The organism is Nonomuraea sp. NPDC001684 (genome assembly GCF_053596515.1).
Genome location: NZ_JBSFGJ010000193.1, coordinates 1 through 16,929, shown reverse-complemented (window position 1 = coordinate 16,929; position 16,929 = coordinate 1). Strand labels below are relative to the sequence as shown.

Below are 16,929 nucleotides of genomic sequence, written 5' to 3'. Positions count from 1 at the left end.
GGCCAGCTCACGCAGCTGCGCCTCACGCCCCGGCGAGGCCAGCCGCCAGCGGATCACCTGGGGATCATAGAGGTTCCAGGCGCTCATCGGCCGTACGGTGACCCCGACACGAGGACGGCTGGTGACCACGCGCTTCGACTCCAGCACGCGGACGGCCTCGCGCGCGACGGTCCGGGAAACCCCGTACCGCTCCTGGACGTCCTCCAGGCGCAACACCTGCCCCGCACGGATCTCCCCGGCCACCAGCGACCTGCCGACCGCGTCGAGCACCTGCCCGTGCAGGCCCCGTAGTGTCTCCACGCTCATCGGGCCCCCGCCAGCCCGGCCAGCAGCGCCGCAACCCGTTCAACCGCGGCACCCGGGCCGCCCGAAGTCAGCGCCGATCCCATGCCGCAGGCCACGGCGCCGGCCGCGATCCACTCGGGCGCATCGTCCACGGTCACGCCGCCGGTGGGGATCGCCGGCGCCTGCGGAAGGGCGGCCCGCACGTCGCGCAGCCAGGCGGGTGAAACGCCCGACGCTGGAAAGATCTTGACTGCGTCCGCCCCCTCTTCCAGGGCACGAACGATCTCGGTCGGGGTCGCCACGCCCGGGAAGACCGGCACGCCGTAGCGGTGCCCGGCGCGGATCACCTCAGGGTGCAGGCCGGGTGAGACCAGGAAGCGCGCGCCGGCCTCCACGGCGGCCCTGGCAGCGGCCGGGTCGAGGACGGTCCCCGCCCCGACCAGCGCGTCGGGCCGCTGCTCGGTGAGCCTCGCCACGGCGCTGAGGGCGCGGGGCGTGGTGAGCGCGACCTCGACGGCACGCAACCCGGCATCCAGCACGGCCTCGGCCGACGTCAGCGCCGCCTCGGGCGTGGCGGCCCTGACGATGCCGAACACGCGTTGCTCTGTGACAGCCTGGACGATCTCCCAGCGGTACATGACTTCCTTTCTTGGTTTCCTCACCAGCGAACAGCTAGGGCGAGCCGCCCTCCGTGGTGACGCACGATCCCCGCCTGGCCACCCAACGCCCGGCCCGCCTCTCCCCGAACCGCCTTCATCCCGACCTCGTCAGCTCATGGACGGACTCATTTCTCGCATGCCCACCTCAGCTCCGACCTCGTCACCCCACGAGCGGACCGCCTCACGCATGCCCACCTCCGCCCGAAATCGTCGGCTCCCGGACGGACCGCCTCTCACATGACCTCGGCGATCGGCTGGGGTTCGACACGGCCTGGTTCGTCGAGCACCACTTCACCAGGGGCTTCTCCCACTCCTCCGCCCCCGACCTGGTCCTCGCGGCCATCTCGCAGCGCACCGAGCGCATCCACCTCGGGCTCGGCGTGGTGCTGCTGCCGTTCCAGTCGCCCATCCGCACCGCCGAGCGGGTCGCCACCCTCGACGTGCTGAGCGGCGGCCGGGTCGAGTTCGGCACCGGACGCGGCGCCTCCCCCCTGGAGTACCAGGCCTTCCAGCGGCCGTTCGAGAAGTCGCGGCAGATCTGGGAGGACTCGCTGGAGGCCACCCTCGCCATCTGGCGCGCCGACGGCGAGCCGATCAGCAGGTCGAACGAGTTCTTCGAGATCCCCGACGTGGCCGTCTACCCCCGTCCGGTCCAGGAGCCGCACCCGCCCGTGTGGGTGGCCTCCACCTCGCTGGAGGGCTACCTGGCCGCCGCCCGGCACGGCTACAACCTGCTGGGCATGACGATGCTCAAGGGCATCGACGACGTCGCCGCCGACATCGCGAAATACCGGGAGTGCCTGGCCGAGAGCGGTTTCGACCCCGCCTCCCGGCGCGTGGCGCTGATGATCCCCTGGTTCGCCGCCCCCACCCGGGACGAGGCCACCGCCACCGCCGCCGACGCCGTCCTGTGGTACATCCGCCGCCAGGTCAACCTGGTCACCCCGCCCGACTACTACGACGCCCGGCACGCCACCCACCGCGTGCTGGGCCAGCTCGCCGCCGGGATGCCGCCGGAGGAGGCGATGGCCACCCTGCGCGAGCACCTCATGGTCGTGGTGGACGACGTCGAGGGCTCGCGCAAGGCCCTGGCCAGGATCGCCGAGGCCGGCGCCACGGACCTGATCATCCAGGCGCAGGTCGGCGGGCTGGCCCACGAGAAGGTGTGCGAGTCGATGACGCTGTTCATGAACGAGGTGGCCCGTTGACCGCCGCCCGCTGGCTGACCCGCGACGACCTCGCCTCGTCCGCACGCACCGCCGAAGGGCTGCTGCTCGTCGCGCCCGACCTGTCCAGCGTGTTCCCGCTCGGCCCCGAGGACGCCGCCGCCGCGACCGGGCTCACCGCGGCGGCGCTGCGCGCGGCCGGCGTCGGCGGGCGCGACCGGGTCGTGGTGGCGCTCGCCGAGCCCGCGGGCGCGCTGTGGACCGCCGCCGCCGCGCAGGTCGCGCGGGCCGCCGCCGCCGTCGGGCCGCGCGGCCGCCTGCGCCTGCACCACGCGCTGACCGCGCTCGGCGCGACCACGCTGGTCAGCACCCCGACGGGCGCGATGGACCTGCTGGCCCGCCTGCACCTGGAGTTCCTGCTCGACCCGCTCGACCTCGGGCTCGACCACATCGTCCTGACCGGCGAGATCGCCTCCAGACGGACGATGGGACATCTGGCCGGCGAGTTCGGCTGCGCGGTCACCGACGTGCTCGCCAGCCCGTTCGGCGGGGCCGCGCTCGCGTTCAGGGCCGCCGAGGACGCGCCGCTCACCCCGCTCGCGGACGGCGTGCTGGGCCTCGCCTCGCTGACCAAGGACGACCTGGCCGGCCCGCAGGACGCGCTCGCCGAGCTGGTCCTCACGCCGTCCGGGCACTCCACGCTGGGCGACGCCGTGCTCAGGACCGGCCTGGTGTCCAGGGCCGACGGCTCCGGCGGCTCCGGGCTGCCCGCGCCCGCGCACACCGTCGGCGACCACGTGCTGGTCAGGGGCGTGTGGCTGGCGTTGCCGCGGGTCGAGAAGGCGCTGTCGAAGATCGACGGCGTGACCGGCTGGGAGCTGTCGGTCGAACGCCAGGGCACCCTGGACGCCGCCGCCCTGACCGTCTCCTTCGGCCGGGAGAGCCTGGTCAGGAACCCGATGTGGCGGTCGAGGATCGAGCAGGCCGTGCGGGCCCTGACCCCGATCTCGATCGACGTCCGCATCGCCCAGGACGTCCTGGAGACCCCCGTGCCCGGCACGGTGGACGACCGGCGCGGCCACCATCTCGGCCGGGACAGGGCCCTCGTCAGCTAGCGCGACGGAGTAGCCGATGGCATCGATGCCCGACTGGGGGACGCTCCCCCGCATGCTGCGCGACCAGGCCGCACGCCATCCGGACGCCGTCGCGGTCGTCGAGGGCGGCGCGCGCGTCACGCTGTCGGAGCTCAGGACGGGAGCCGCCGAGGTGGCCCGCGGGCTGATCGCCCTCGGCGTGGAGCCCGGCGACCGGGTGGCGATCTGGGGCCCGAACTCGGCGTCCTGGGTGCGGCACGCGTTCGGCGTCTGGGACGCGGGGGCCGTCCTCGTGCCGTTGTCGTCGCGGTACAAGGGCATCGAGGCGGCCGGGCTGATCGGCCGGACCGGGGTGAAGGTCGTCATCGTCGGCGATCCGCCGCTCGCCGGCCTGCTGCCGCCCATGGACGCCCGGGTGGCCGTGCGCGCGGCCGGCGACCTGGAGGCGGGCGGGGTGAGCGCACGGGCGGTCGAGGAACGGGCGCTGGCGGTCGGGCCCGGCGACCTGTGCGAGATCATGGCCACGTCCGGCACCACGGGCACGCCGAAGGGCGTGATGCTCGACCACGCCCAGGTCCTGCGCGGCTACTGGGACTGGGCGGAGATCGTCACGCTGGACGAGCACGACCGCTATCCGGTGATCGCGCCGTTCAACCACGGGTTCGGGCTGAACGCCGGGCTCGTCGCGTGCGTGCTGCGGCGGGCCACGATGTTGCCGATCCCGGTGTTCTCGCCGGACGCCCTGATGTCGCTGATCTCCTCCGAGAAGGTGACGATCCTGGCCGGGCCGCCCACCCTGTTCGCCCGGATCCTGGACGAGCTGGACCGCGCCGACTGGGACGTCTCCTCGCTGCGGGTGGCCATCTGCGGGGCCGCCTCCGTGCCCGCCACGCTGATCACCCGGCTGGCCGAGCGGGTCGGCCTGGAACGGATGATCAACGCGTACGGGCTGATGGAGGGCACGGTCGTGTCCATGACCCGGGCCGGCGACCCCATCGACGTGATCGCGAACACCACCGGCAGGGCCGTCCCGGGCATCGAGGTCAGGATCGTGGACGACGACGGCAAGGAGGTCGCGCCCGGCCGGCGCGGCGAGATCCTGCAACGCGGCTACGGCGTCATGCGCGGCTACTGGGCCGAGCCCGCCAGGACGGCCGAGGTGATCGACGCCGACGGCTGGCTGCACACCGGCGACGTCGGCGTGCTGGACGAGGCGGGCAACCTCGCCATCGTGGACAGGAAGAAGGAGCTCTACATCGTCAACGGGTTCAACGTCTCCCCCGCCGAGGTCGAGTCGCTCCTGCTGCGCGAGGGCTCGCTGGCCCAGGCCGCCGTGGTCGGCGTGCCCGACCCGGTCTCCGGCGAGGCCGGCGTGGCGTACGTGGTGCCCCGGCCGGACGCCCGCGTCACCGCCGACGCGCTGCTGGCCTGGGCGAAGGCCAACATGTCCAACTACAAGGTGCCCAAGCGCGTCGAGGTGGTGGACGCGCTGCCCGTCAACGTCAACGGCAAGGTCGACAAGCTCGCCCTGCGCTCGCGGGCCGTCCCCGGATAGCGGCGTTTCAGGGGCTGCCATGAGGGGCCCCGTGAGCGAGAATCCGGTTGGACGGGTATTCACGGGAGACGGGTTCACCTGCGGGCGACCGGGGATACATCGAGCACACGGGCCGGTTGCACCTCTTGGGACGCGTCCTCCGCGTCGCACCTTCACCGGCATGAGGAGGCAGCGTGGCGTTGCACGTGGCGGTCATCGGGTCCGGCCCGGCCGGGATCTACACGGCCGAGGCGCTGGTCAAGCAGTCGGCCGAGCCTGTGCTGGTCGACGTCCTGGAACGGCTGCCCACGCCGTACGGGCTGGTCAGGTACGGCGTGGCGCCCGACCACACCTCGATCAAGTCGATCGCGAACTACCTGCGCAGGGTCCTCGAACTGCCCCAGGTGCGCTTCCTCGGCGGCGTCACGCTGGGCGCCCATGTCTCGGTCGCGGACCTGCTTCGCGTCTACGACGCGGTCGTCTACTGCACGGGCGCGATGGTCGACCGGCGGCTCGGCATCCCCGGCGAGGACCTGCCGGGCAGCGTCGCGGCCACCGACTTCGTCAACTGGTACTGCGGCCACCCCGACGTCGATCCCGGCCGCTTCACGCTGGACAGCTCCGAGGTCGCGGTGATCGGGGTCGGCAACGTGGCCGTCGACGTCGTGCGCGTGCTGGCCAAGACCGCCGACGAGCTGCGGCACACCGACGTGCCCCACGACGTCCTCGACCGGCTGAGCCAGAGCCAGGTCAAGGCGATCCACATGGTCGGCAGGCGGGGGCCCGAGCACGCCAAGTTCACCCTGAAGGAGCTGCGCGAGCTCGGCGAGCTGGCCAACGCCGACGTCTGCGTGCGCCCCGACGAGGCGGCCGTTCTCGGCGCCGACTTCCCGCGCCAGGTCCAGGGCAACATCAAGGTCCTGCAGTCGTGGGCCGGCCGCGAGCCCGTGGGCCGGCCGCGCCGCCTCGACGTGCGCTTCTGGCTGCGGCCGGTGGAGATCCTGGGCGCCGACCGGGTCGAGGGGCTCCGGCTCGAACGCACCCGCCTGTCGGAGGAGGGCCGCGTCGTCGGCACCGGCGAGTACGAGACGCTGCCCGTCGGCATGGTGCTGCGCTCGGTCGGCTACCAGAGCGTCCCGCTGCCCGGCGTGCCGTTCTCCGAGCGGACCATGACCGTGCCCAACGAGGCGGGCCGGGTGCGTCCGCGCGAGTACGTGGCGGGCTGGCTCAAACGCGGGCCGACCGGCGTCATCGGCACCAACAAGTCCGACGCCGCCGAGACGGTCCGCACGCTGCTGGCCGACCTGGAGGGCGAGTCCCTGGAGGGCGGCGCGCGGGCGTCGCGGCCGACGGTCGAGTCGCTGCTGGCCGAGCGGGGCGTGCGGCCGGTGACCTACGACGACTGGCTGGCCATCGAACGGGCCGAGGGCGAGCTGGCCAGGTCGCTCGGCCGGGGCGAACGCGTCAAGCTGGTCGGCGTCGACACCATGCTCCGCGCCTGCGCCCATCCGGAATGAGCCCGTACGTGCACGACGAGCCCGTGCCCGGCTTCGCCGAGGTTTACGCGGCGCAGCAGGCCCGCTACCCCATGGCCGAGCCGGGCCGGCAGCCGGTCCACACCGTCTACGTGCCGGCCGACCGTTTCTCCGCCTCGACCGTCGCCGAGTGGGGAGGGCGGGCGCTGTCGCTGGCCGAGGCGCATCTGGAGGCGTTCGCGCCCGGCGTGCGCGACCGGGTGCTCGGCAAGCTGGCCCGCGAGCCGGTCGAGGACCTGCGGATCGACTTCGAGGACGGCTACGGCGTGCGCCCGCACGAGGAGGAGGACGGGCACGCCGAACAGGCCGCGCGGGCCGTGGCCGGCCTGCACGCCGCCGGGACCCTGCCGCGGCGGTGGGGGCTGCGGGTGAAGTCGTTCGCCGACGGCGACCCGGCGAGGTCGGTGCGCACGCTCGGCGGCTTTCTGACCGGGGTGCTGGAGCGGGCGGGCGAGCTGCCGTCGGGGTTCACGGTGACGTTCCCGAAGGTGCTGATGGAGGCGTACCTCGGGCAGTTCGCGGGCGTGCTGGAACGGCTGGAGGCGCGGCTCGGCCTGTCCGGGCTGCGCTTCGAGATGCAGGTGGAGGCTCCCCAGACGCTGCCCTTCCTGCGGGCCGAGCTGCCCGGGACGCTCGGCGGGCGGCTGGCCGCGGCGCACTTCGGCGTGTTCGACTACACCGCCGCCATCGGCCTGCCGCCGCACGAGCAGCGGCTCGACCATCCGGCCTGCGACCACGCCAGGCACGTGATGCAGACCGCGTTCGCGGGCACGGGCGTCGAGCTGTCCGACGGCTCGCTGGCCGCCGGGCCCGCCTCCGACCGGGCGGACGACGTCCACGCCCTGTGGGGCAGGCATGCACAGCTGGTGGGCCATTCCCTGGCCCACGGCTTCCACCAGGGCTGGGACATGCATCCGGCGCAGCTCGTCAGCAGGTTCGCCACCGTCTACGCCTTCCACCTCGCCCACTACGACTCCTACCGGGAGCGCGTACGGGCCTGGGAGGAGCGGCGGGCGGCCGGGGGCGGCGTCATGGACGAGCCGGCCACCGTCAGGACGCTGGCCGCCGCCCTCCGCCGCGCCGACGCGGTCCTGGGCCCCTGAGGGCCCTGGAAGGAGGGTTCAGTCGCGCTCGACCAGGGAGCGCCACTGCCGGACCAGCCGCCACTCGACGGGGTCCGTCCAGCTCGCCCGCACGGCCGAGCCCACGTGGAAGGCGCGGATGCCGTAGTCCAGCAGGTCGGGCACGTGCGCGGGCTTGAGCCCGCCGCCGGCCAGGATGATCGACCCGTCGCCGGCCTCGGCCCTGGACCTGAGCGTGGACAGCCCCGCGCCGACGCCCTGGGGGGAGCCGGAGGTGAGCACGGTGGCCAGGTTGGGCAGCAGCCGCACGGCCCGCCAGGACGCCTGCACGTCGGCGGCGTGGTCGACCGCGCGGTGGAAGGTCCACGGGAGCGGCGAGACGGCGTGGATGAGCGCCTCGGTGGCCGCCAGGTCGACCACGCCCGCGTCGTCGAGGAAGCCGAACACGAACCCGGCCGCGCCGGCCTGCGCGAGCGCCTTGGCGTCGCGGCGCAGCCGGTCCAGGACGTCGGGGTCGGCGGTGAAGTTGGCCTCGCAGCGCAGCATCACCATCTGGGGAAGGGGGCACTCCGCGGCGATCGCGGCGACCGTCTCCGGTGCAGGGGTGAGCCCGTCGGCCGCCATGTCGGCGACGACCTCCAGGCGGTCGGCGCCGCCCTGCTCGGCGGCCACGGCGTCGCGCACATTGAGCGCGATCACCTCAAGGAGGGATCCGGTCATGGCAAAGAGGTTATATGGCGCTCTGTCCACTTGCGCCGGAAACGCACGTGCCCATCGGGGCCGCTGCGGTACATGCCGACGAGGTGACCTGCCGCCTGACGTGAGGTGGCGCGCGACCACCGGCCGGGCCCGGCCTCCTTCCGGACCGGGTCCGGCCAGAGGGGTTCGCTAGGCGCTGATCAGCTCCGCGACCGTCAGGTCACGGAAGGCCGTCGTGGACAGGTCGCGCGACGGCCGCTGGAACAGGGCCCCGGACGAGCGGTGCGGCAGGTCCACCGTACGGACGTGCCGGAAGCCGCGCATGCGGTAGTACTCCTGCAGCCGCGGGTTGGCCTTGGCGCAGTCGAGCCGGAGCCAGGGCAGCCCGGCGGAACGGGCCGCCGAGCAGGCCCAGTCGAGGAGCGCGTCGCCGAGGCCGCTGCCGGACCACGGCCTGGCCACGGCCAGCTTGTGGACGTAGAGCGCGGCCCCCGGGTCGTCGGCCGGGGTCCAGAACTCCGGGTCGGCGTTGCCGTCGAGGGCGATGGTCGCCACGGGCGGAGCCTGGACGTCGGGGTCGAGATAGCGCAGCTCGTCGTCGAGCAGGTACAGGACCCGCTCCTCGATGAGCGGCTCGATCCGCTCGGGGCCGAATCCCTGCCGCGGCCACTGCCGCACTCCCTGGGTGTGCAGCCACTCGGCGGTGTCCGCGAGAAGCCTGAGCACGCCGGGAAGGTCCGCGGGCTCCGCGCGCCGGAGTGCGAGCGGGTGAAGGAGGGTGTTTGTGTGCATAATACAGCCCTTCGATGCGTTGGGTGCCCATGCCGACACACAGCGTGATGACGCAATGTCGCGCAGGGGCGATATGGGTCCTCAACCCGATATATATGGATAAATGGCGATTTAGGGGAGTATGCACGACTCCCCTAGGCCAGCGAGGCGGCTTTCTCGCTGCGCCCGGCCGGCGGGATCACCCCTTCAACCGAGCCCGTCAGCGGCGACGATCGAGCTCGTATCTGATCAGATGTTTGTCGGCGGGCAGCACCGACACAGCGACACGCACTGGCATGTCGGCCCCGTCGTATCCGACTCGGACGTAGACCATGACTGGCGTGCCGAGTTCGAGTTGGAGGCGCTCGGCCTCCTCCTGGTTGGGCATACGGGCCCAGATGTCGTCGACGACGCGTATCTGCGCGTGCCCGAGTTCTTCCAGAACCCTGTTCGCCCCGCGCGCGATGTCTCCGGGCCTGGCGATCTCGGAGTCGGCGACCAGATCACGGGGGAAGTAGGAGTCGTTGGTGTTGTACGGCTGGCCGTCGACGAACCGCAGGCGGCGACGCACGACCGCCAGCTCTCCGTCGGCCAGTTCCAGCCTGCTGGCGATCTCCTCGACGGGAGAAACCGTCAGCACTTCAATGTACTGGCTCGGGGCCCGGCCTTCCTGCGCAACGGCGTAGGCGAAGGCCTCCTTCAGTTCTCCGGTGGGCTGCGGCTCCAGCTCGCGCTGCGGGTAGATGAGCAGCGGCCTGCGGTCGCGGACCACCGTGCCGCGCCTCGGCGTGCGCGTGACCAGCCCCTCGTTGACGAGCTCCCCGAGAGCCAGCCTGACGGTGTTCCTGCTCACCCCGTGGTCTTCCATGAGCTGTGCCTCGGTCGGCAGCTGCGCCCCGGGGCCGAGGACACCCGAGTAGATGGCTCGACGCAATTCCGCCGCCACCTGCTGATACAGCACCGACCTTGCCACTTTCACCCCTTTTGTTCCAACAATTTAGACGATCTGGTTCTAGCAGGCCACAACCCCTTGACCGAAGCCCCTCGACCGGCCCATCATCCATTCGTTGGTACAAATCCATCTAAAGGCCGGTGAGGGGGTGGAGGCCAAGTGTTGCCGGTTCACTCGGACACGCCGTTCCTGCCCTGGCAGGACCCCCGCGAAGCAACTCGTTTACTGCGTTACGCGTTGCGGCGCGACGGGTTCTCCCACAAGCACCAGAGCAAGGAAAAGGCGATGTCCGTGCTCTCGGTGTCGACCGAACCGACCGTGTGGTGCATAGACGGATCCTTTGTCTGGAACGAGGAGGGTGGCGCCCCCGTCACGCACCCCATCGATGACCCTGTCGGTGCGGCTCGACGCAGCACCGTTCGTCACCGGCGGCACGTGCCTTCGCACACCCCCACCGACTCCGTGCGCGAACTCGCGGCCTAGGACTCCATCCCTCGCCGGAGTCCTGGCGTCGCCGCGCACGGGGCAGGAAGCGCGTCCTGGCGGGTCCCCCACGCCCGCCAGGACGCGCCTTCCTCCGAGAGGGACCCTCTTGCGCCGCCGTACCGCCCCCGTGCCCGGAGGGCTGCGCGCCGTCCGAGCCAGGCCCGGGCCGGCGGCAGGAGTCAGCGGTCGTGACCTCGGTGTCACGTCTGTCGCCGAGTCGCTACCGCACACGTACGCCGCCACGTCCGGGTCGCCTCCATGGTTGACGCCTCAGCTTCATCATCAACCCTCACGGGCCAACCTGTAGGCACCTTCGCAATGGTGGGACTGGTGGGAATTTCCGGTACGAATCGAATGTCCGGTTCTGGACCGATCAGCGGGAGGATGTGCGCTCGGGCGAATGGGCATCCGCGTCCCCGTCCAGGGGCTCCCAGTCGAGCAGGGTCAGCCGGTCGTCGATGCGCGTGCGCACCCCTCGTACGCGCTGGCCGGGCAGCGGCTCGGGCGCGGCGCCGCGCCAGTTCCCGTGCACCAGGCAGCCGGGGACGGCGTCCAGCCGAACCATCACCACGACGTACGGCTCCTCCGAGCCCGGCAGGAAGGCCCGGCGGTTGACGATCCAGCTCTCGACCACGCCCTCGGCCGGCACCGGGAGCCACCGCCACGCCTCGCCCCGGCAGGACGGGCAGAAGGCCCGCGCCGGGAAGCGCGCGGTGCCGCAGCCGTCGCAGCGCTGCACCGCGAACCCCTCCCGCGCCAGGCGCTCCCACCACTCGGCGGAGTCGCGGTCGGGCTCGGGACGGGGACCGTGGGTCATGGGTCACGACCTCCTGAGGATCAGCGCGGAGGTGGCGGGCAGGATGTAGCCGGGCTGGGCCGTCGAGAGCGCCACCTCGGCGCCGGACACCTGGCGGTCGCCGGCCTCGCCCCGGAGCTGGGCGACCGCCTCGGTGACGTGGTTGAGGCCGTGCACGTACCCCTCCGACAGGAAACCGCCGTGGGTATTCACGGGCAGCTCGCCGTCCGGGGCCGTGGCGCCCGACTCCACGTACGGGCCGCCCTCGCCCTTGGCGCAGAAGCCGTAGTCCTCCAGTTGCACGACCACCGAGTACGTGAAGCAGTCGTAGATCTCAGCCACGTCCACGTCGCCGGGGCCGAGGCCGGCCTGCGCGTACAGGCGCGGGGCCAGGGCGGCGGCCGCGGTCACCGTGGGATCGGCCGGGCCCGTGCCCGACAGGTGGGACGTGCCGCCGCCCCAGGCCGCCGCCGAGATCAGGACGGGGTGGCGGCGCAGGTCGCGGGCGCGTTCGGCGGTGGTGACGACGACGGCGCAGGCGCCGTCGGTCTCCAGGCAGCAGTCCAGCAGGCGGAACGGCTCGGCGATCCACCTGCCGGCCAGGTAGTCCGCCAGCGTGATCGGGGTGCGCATGAGGGCCCGCGGGTTCTTGACCGCGTTGGCGCGCTGGGTGACGGCGACGCGGCCGAAGTGCTCGGGCCTGGTGCCGTACCGGAGCATGTGGGCGCGGGCGTACATGGCGTACTGCTGCGGCGGGGCGAAGTAGCCGTACGGGGCCTGGTACTGGACCTCGGGGCTGACCGGCACGCCGCGCCCGGTGCCGCCCATGCGGAACTCGGAACGGGCGTTGATCGCGCGGTAGCAGACGACGGTCTCGGCCATCCCCGTCGCCACGGCCAGGGCGGCCTGGCCGACGACGGCGTGCGAGACGCTGCCGCCGCCGAACTGGTCGAGGTGCCAGGCGAGGTCGGGCAGGCCGAGGGCCGGGGCCACCAGGGAGGGCGCGGCCGAGTCGCCGACGCGGTGGGTGGCCAGTCCGTCCACCGCGTCCGGGGGCAGGCCGGCGTCGTCGAGGGCGGCCAGGACGGCACGGCAGGCCAGGGTGAGGGTGCTGACGCCCGAGTTCTTGGTGAAGGGGGTGTAGCCGATCCCCGCTATGGCGGTCACATCCCGGAAATCAAGCAAGCGCTTGGGCACACAGAGCACGCTATGCCGACCTTTTTCACCATGTCAACCGGCGACCCGGCCACCGGACCGCGAGCGGCAACCGTGGCGGGCTCCGAGCGGGTTGACAGGGTCTCCGGAACGAGCCTAGTGTCCAAGCAAGCGCTTGGTATGTATGATGGGCGCAGTCGGTGACGAGGAGGCGGACCCCATGAGCACACACGCTGCCCGGCTCATCGCGCCGGACGGCTGTCGCGGCCTTCCGACGCCCTACCAGCGCAGCAGGACTCGTAACGGAGCCGCCATGCCGCCCGGCCCTACACAGCACAACGGCAACGGCCGCATCGACGGCCGCCGGTTCCGTCAGGTCCTCGGCAGGTTCGCGACCGGCGTGGTGGCGATCACCGCCCTCGACCCGGCGAACGACCAGCCGTGCGGCCTGGCGGCCAACTCCTTCACCTCCGTCTCGCTCGACCCGCCGCTGGTGGCCTTCTGCGTGGCCCACACCAGCACGAGCTGGCCCCGGGTGCGCGGCGCGAAGGTCGTCACCGTGAACGTGCTGGCCGAGCACCAGCAGCCGGTCTGCGCGCAGATGGCGGCCAAGGGCGGCGACAAGTTCGCCGGCCTGGCCTGGACCGGCTCCCCCGGCGGCAACCCGGTGCTCGAAGGCGCGCTGGCCTGGCTCGACTGCGTGATCGAGGCCGAGCACCCGGCCGGCGACCACATGATCGTGGTGGCCCGGGTGCTGCAGCTCGACACGCACGCCGACGGCGGCCCCCTGGTCTTCTTCCAGGGCGGCTACGGGGGATTTGTTGAGCCTTCGTGAGCAGGCCCGCGCCTGGCTGGAGGAGAGCCTGTCCGGCGAGTTCGCGCACGTCCGCGGTCTCGGCGGCCCCGGCAGGGAGCACGAGGGGCACGACCTGCGCCTGGCCTGGGAACGCCGGCTCGGCCAGGCGGGCTGGACCTGCCTGAGCTGGCCCGAGCGGTACGGCGGCCGGGCCGCCTCCCTCGACGACCAGGTCGCCTTCTACGAGGAGTACGCCAGGGCCGACGCCCCCGCCCGGGTCGGCCTGATCGGCGAGGGGCTGATCGGCCCGACCATCCTGGAGTTCGGCACCGAGGAGCAGAAGGACCGGTTCCTGCCGCCGATCCAGCGCGGCGAGGAGCTGTGGTGCCAGGGCTACTCCGAGCCCGAGGCCGGGTCCGACCTGGCGAACGTCCGGACCAGGGCGCGGCTCGAAGGCGACGAGTGGGTGATCACCGGGCAGAAGGTGTGGACGTCGCTGGCCCACGTCGCCGACTGGTGTTTCGTCCTGTGCCGTACCGAGGAGGGCTCGCAGCGGCATCGCGGGCTGTCGTACCTGCTGGTGCCGATGGGCGGGCCGGGCGTCACCGTACGCCCGATCAGGCAGCTCACCGGCACCTCCGAGTTCAACGAGGTGTTCTTCGACGGCGCGCGCACGGCTGCGGGGAACCTGCTGGGGGCGCCGGGCGAGGGCTGGCGGGTGGCCATGGCCACGCTGGGCCACGAGCGCGGCGCGTCCACGCTGGGGCAGCAGATCGGGTTCCGGCGGGAGCTGGCCGAGGTGATCGCGACCGCCCGGCGGACCGGGGCGGCCGAGGACCCGGTGCTGCGCGACCGGCTCGTCCGGTCGTGGCTGGAGCTGAGGATCATGCGACTGAACGCCCTGCGGATGCTGGGGCCCGACCCGGGCCCGGAGGTGTCGATCGCCAAGCTCTACTGGTCGGAGTGGCATCGCCGGCTGGGCGAGCTGGCGCAGGAGGTGCAGGGCAAGGCCGGGCTCGTGGCGGCGGACGGCCTGAACGACCTGCAGCGCTTGTATTTGTTCAGCCGGGCGGACACGATCTATGCCGGGTCGAGTGAGATCCAGCGGAACATCATCGCCGAGCGCACTCTTGGTCTCCCCCGCTGATTGGAGCACGGATGGCACCGCCCTATCCGAAGTCGCACGGTCTGCTCGACGGCAAGGTCACGCTGGTGACCGCCGCCGCGGGCGCGGGCATCGGCTACGCCACCGCCAGGCGCTGCGCGGAGGAGGGGGCCACGATCGTCCTGTCCGACCGGCACGAGCGCCGCCTGGCCGCCGCCGCCGAGGCGCTGACCGAGCTGACCGGCGTCAAGCCGCTGGCGGTCCCGTGCGACGTGACGTCGGAGCCGCAGGTGCTGGCGCTGTTCGACGCGGTGGTGGAGGCGCACGGCCGGCTCGACGTGGTGATCAACAACGCCGGGCTCGGCGGTACGGCCCCGCTGGCCGAGATGACCGACGAGCAGTGGCACGCGGTGCTCGACGTCACCCTCAACGGCACCATGCGCTGCACCAGGGCGGCGGTCCGGCACATGATCGGCCAGGGCTCCGGCGTGATCGTGAACAACGCCTCGGTGGCCGGCTGGCGGGCGCAGCGCGGGCAGGCGCACTACGCGGCGGCCAAGGCCGGGGTGATGGCGCTGACGAGGTGCGTCGCGCTGGAGGTCGCCGAGCACGGCGTCCGGGTGAACGCGGTGGCGCCGTCACTGGCCGTGCACCCCTTCCTGGCGAAGGTGACGAGCGAGGAGCTGCTGGCGGAGCTGGCCGCCAAGGAGGCGTTCGGGCGGTCGGCCGAGCCGTGGGAGGTGGCCAACGTGATCGTCTTCCTGGCCAGCGACTACTCCTCGTACATGACGGGCGAGACCGTCTCGGTGTCCTCGCAACATCCCTGACCTGGCCCTGTCAGGGAGAATTCGGGGTAGGCGGCGGGCATCGGGCGGGCTACCGTCCGTTGCATGGGCACACGCTCCTCCTTCCTGCTCGACGTCCTGATCAGCGAGTTCGGCGAGTCGATCAAACGGGACCCGGCCGCCTTCCGGCGCAAGTTCCGCAAGATGGCGGCCTCCCCCTTCGCCTTCTACCGGGGCAGCGCCGGCCTGTTCTACGCCGACCTGACCGGCGACTTCGCCGACGGCTCCTACCTCGACGAGCCCACGGGCCGGGTCTGGATCCACGGCGACCTGCACGCCGAGAACTTCGGCACGTACATGAACGCCTCCGGGGTGCTGGTCTTCAACGTCAACGACTTCGACGAGGCCTACGTCGGCCCCTACGTCTGGGACCTCAAGCGCTTCGCCGCCAGCGTGGCGCTGATCGGCTACGCCAAGGCGCTGTCGGACGAGACGATCAGCGCGCTGGTGACCGAGTTCGCGCGGGCGTACCTGGCCGAGCTGCACGGCATCGCGACCGGCGGCGACGACGCCATCGGCTCGCTCACCCTGGAGACCACCGGCGGCGTGCTGCACCGGGTGCTGCAGACGGCGCGGCTCAGCACGCGGGTGGCGATGCTCGACGTGGAGACCGTGATCGAGGACTACGACCGGCGCTTCGCCCTCATGGACGGCCGGGAGGCGGTCGACGCCGCGACCCGGGAGCGGGTGCTGGCGGCGTTCGAGGGCTACCTGGGGACGCTGCCCACGCCGTCCAGCCCGGTCGAGCACGTCGTCAAGGACGTGGCGCTGCGCAAGGGCGTGGGCATCGGGTCGGCGGGGCTGCCGTCGTACAACCTGCTGCTGGAGGGGCGTTCGCAGGCGCTGGAGAACGATGTCATCCTCTACATGAAGCAGGCCCAGGCGCCGGCCGTGGCCCGGTACGTCGACAACGAGAAGGCTGCCTCCTACTTCCTGCACCAGGGCCACCGCACGGCCGAGTCGCAGCGGGCGCTGCAGGCCTACGCCGATCCCTGGCTCGGGTACGCCTCGCTCGACGGGGTGGGCCAGCTCGTGGCCGAGGTGTCGCCGTACTCGGCCGACCTCGACTGGGACGACGTCAACGAGCCCGACGAGCTGCGTTCCATCATGCGCGACCTGGGACGGGCGGTGGCGCGCATGCACTCGGTGGCCGACGACGAGTCCAGCCACGACCTTGTGGACTTCTCGACGGAGGAGGCGATCGTCGCGGTCATCAACGGCGATCAATCCGGATTCATCGGCATGTTGGTGGATTTCGCCCACCGATATGGGGCACAGGCTCGTGAAGACCATCAACGGTTCGTCGACCTGTTCAGGAACGGTCGCCTGCCCGGCCTGTGAGCCCTCGCGGCGGCCGCGGAGGAGCATCGTGCGTCATCTCATTGGGCTGCTGCTGGGGACCGAGGAGGACTGGCCGGCGGCGTTCGAGACCGTGTTACGCCGGTTGGGGCCGATCAAGGGGGTGGGCGAGTTCGACGTCGAGCGCATCACGATCGAGCCGTTCGACCTGCGCGCCAAGCCACGTCACGAGCTGGTGATCGACCGGCTGGCGTACTGGTACTACCACCCCCGCGAGTGGCTGAAGAAGATCGCCATGATGGACGACGTCTATCTGCTGAACAGCCCGTTCACGTTCCAGTCGATGGAGAAGCACGCGGCCTACTGCGCGATGATGCGGCTCGGGCTCAAGGTGCCGGAGACGGTGCTGGTGCCGTACAAGAACCCGCTGGACAACTCCCGCTACGCCTACACCGCCGAGCGCTACAACCGGGCCTTCGACCTCGACGCGGTCGCCGAGCGCATCGGCTATCCGCTGTTCATGAAGCCGTACGACGGCGGCGCCTGGCGGGGCGTCTCCCGCGTCCGCGACCGCGACGAGCTGCACCGCGCCTACGACCAGAGCGGCGAGATGCTCATGCACCTCCAGCAGTCCGTCGAGGGGTACGACGCCTTCGCCAGGTCGTTGTCG

The 16,929-nt window shown here is 72.0% G+C and carries 18 protein-coding genes; 11 read left to right on the top strand and 7 right to left on the bottom strand.

The annotated features are described in order from the left end of the window. On the bottom strand, window positions 1–300 hold a 300-nt coding region (locus ACWCSD_RS28835; RefSeq protein ID WP_449919442.1), incomplete at its 3' end, for a FadR/GntR family transcriptional regulator. A gap of 2 nt (window positions 301–302) precedes the next feature. After that, window positions 303–923, bottom strand: coding sequence for a bifunctional 4-hydroxy-2-oxoglutarate aldolase/2-dehydro-3-deoxy-phosphogluconate aldolase (locus tag ACWCSD_RS28830; protein WP_397164352.1), 621 nt, complete (start codon window positions 921–923; stop codon window positions 303–305). Between the two features lie 53 nt (window positions 924–976). Here ACWCSD_RS28830 and ACWCSD_RS28825 point away from each other — a divergent pair, with 53 nt between their 5' ends. The 5 genes from ACWCSD_RS28825 (at window position 977) to ACWCSD_RS28805 (ending at window position 7,376) form a co-directional block, all read left to right on the top strand. Further along, the gene (locus ACWCSD_RS28825; RefSeq protein WP_449919439.1) at window positions 977–2,152 is read left to right on the top strand and encodes an LLM class flavin-dependent oxidoreductase; all 1,176 of its coding nucleotides are present in this window, start codon (window positions 977–979) and stop codon (window positions 2,150–2,152) included. Further along, window positions 2,149–3,225, top strand: a complete 1,077-nt coding sequence (locus ACWCSD_RS28820; protein ID WP_449919436.1) for a hypothetical protein — start codon at window positions 2,149–2,151, stop codon at window positions 3,223–3,225. Before ACWCSD_RS28825 ends, ACWCSD_RS28820 begins: the two co-directional genes overlap by 4 nt. 16 nt (window positions 3,226–3,241) lie before the next feature. Beyond that, window positions 3,242–4,759 carry an AMP-binding protein gene (locus ACWCSD_RS28815; protein ID WP_449919433.1) on the top strand — a complete coding sequence of 506 codons (1,518 nt, stop codon included), beginning with the start codon at window positions 3,242–3,244 and terminating at the stop codon, window positions 4,757–4,759. A 173-nt stretch (window positions 4,760–4,932) separates the two neighbouring features. Continuing rightward, window positions 4,933–6,255 (top strand): FAD-dependent oxidoreductase, encoded by a 1,323-nt coding sequence (locus ACWCSD_RS28810; protein ID WP_449919430.1) that lies wholly within the window; start codon window positions 4,933–4,935, stop codon window positions 6,253–6,255. 8 nt (window positions 6,256–6,263) lie between these two features. Beyond that, entirely contained in the window at window positions 6,264–7,376 is a 1,113-nt protein-coding gene (locus tag ACWCSD_RS28805) for a DUF6986 family protein (RefSeq protein ID WP_449919427.1), read from the top strand. An 18-nt stretch (window positions 7,377–7,394) separates the two neighbouring features. On the opposite strand, the gene ACWCSD_RS28800 is transcribed toward ACWCSD_RS28805, so the two are convergent. From ACWCSD_RS28800 to ACWCSD_RS28790, 3 genes are all read right to left on the bottom strand, one after another. Further along, entirely contained in the window at window positions 7,395–8,075 is a 681-nt protein-coding gene (locus ACWCSD_RS28800) for a copper homeostasis protein CutC (protein WP_358298459.1), read from the bottom strand. 168 nt (window positions 8,076–8,243) lie between these two features. Beyond that, the gene (locus ACWCSD_RS28795; RefSeq protein ID WP_358298461.1) at window positions 8,244–8,780 is read right to left on the bottom strand and encodes a GNAT family N-acetyltransferase; all 537 of its coding nucleotides are present in this window, start codon (window positions 8,778–8,780) and stop codon (window positions 8,244–8,246) included. A 265-nt stretch (window positions 8,781–9,045) separates the two neighbouring features. Next, complete coding sequence (locus tag ACWCSD_RS28790) at window positions 9,046–9,786, bottom strand: GntR family transcriptional regulator (RefSeq protein WP_352363150.1); 741 nt, start codon at window positions 9,784–9,786, stop codon at window positions 9,046–9,048. 150 nt (window positions 9,787–9,936) lie between these two features. On the opposite strand from ACWCSD_RS28790, the gene ACWCSD_RS28785 reads away from it, so the two are divergent. Next, entirely contained in the window at window positions 9,937–10,260 is a 324-nt protein-coding gene (locus ACWCSD_RS28785) for a hypothetical protein (protein ID WP_397160906.1), read from the top strand. Between the two features lie 376 nt (window positions 10,261–10,636). Here the strand turns inward: ACWCSD_RS28785 and ACWCSD_RS28780 are convergent, their stop codons facing one another. Both ACWCSD_RS28780 and ACWCSD_RS28775 read right to left on the bottom strand, forming a co-directional pair. Continuing rightward, a complete protein-coding gene (locus ACWCSD_RS28780) occupies window positions 10,637–11,080 on the bottom strand; it encodes a Zn-ribbon domain-containing OB-fold protein (RefSeq protein WP_387682006.1) in 444 nt (147 codons plus the stop codon). 3 nt (window positions 11,081–11,083) lie between these two features. Next, window positions 11,084–12,244 (bottom strand): thiolase C-terminal domain-containing protein, encoded by a 1,161-nt coding sequence (locus ACWCSD_RS28775; protein ID WP_449919445.1) that lies wholly within the window; start codon window positions 12,242–12,244, stop codon window positions 11,084–11,086. Window positions 12,245–12,434: 190 nt separating this feature from the next. On the opposite strand from ACWCSD_RS28775, the gene ACWCSD_RS28770 reads away from it, so the two are divergent. The 5 genes from ACWCSD_RS28770 to ACWCSD_RS28750 form a co-directional block, all read left to right on the top strand. After that, window positions 12,435–13,049, top strand: coding sequence for a flavin reductase family protein (locus ACWCSD_RS28770; protein ID WP_449919421.1), 615 nt, complete (start codon window positions 12,435–12,437; stop codon window positions 13,047–13,049). Continuing rightward, the gene (locus tag ACWCSD_RS28765) at window positions 13,036–14,157 is read left to right on the top strand and encodes an acyl-CoA dehydrogenase family protein (protein ID WP_449919419.1); all 1,122 of its coding nucleotides are present in this window, start codon (window positions 13,036–13,038) and stop codon (window positions 14,155–14,157) included. Before ACWCSD_RS28770 ends, ACWCSD_RS28765 begins: the two co-directional genes overlap by 14 nt. Before the next feature lie 11 nt (window positions 14,158–14,168). Further along, window positions 14,169–14,942 (top strand): SDR family oxidoreductase, encoded by a 774-nt coding sequence (locus ACWCSD_RS28760; protein ID WP_352363141.1) that lies wholly within the window; start codon window positions 14,169–14,171, stop codon window positions 14,940–14,942. Between the two features lie 63 nt (window positions 14,943–15,005). Further along, a complete protein-coding gene (locus ACWCSD_RS28755; protein ID WP_397160912.1) occupies window positions 15,006–16,301 on the top strand; it encodes a DUF2252 domain-containing protein in 1,296 nt (431 codons plus the stop codon). A 28-nt stretch (window positions 16,302–16,329) separates the two neighbouring features. Continuing rightward, window positions 16,330–16,929: ATP-grasp domain-containing protein (locus ACWCSD_RS28750; protein ID WP_449919415.1), on the top strand; the 600-nt coding region annotated here is incomplete at its 3' end.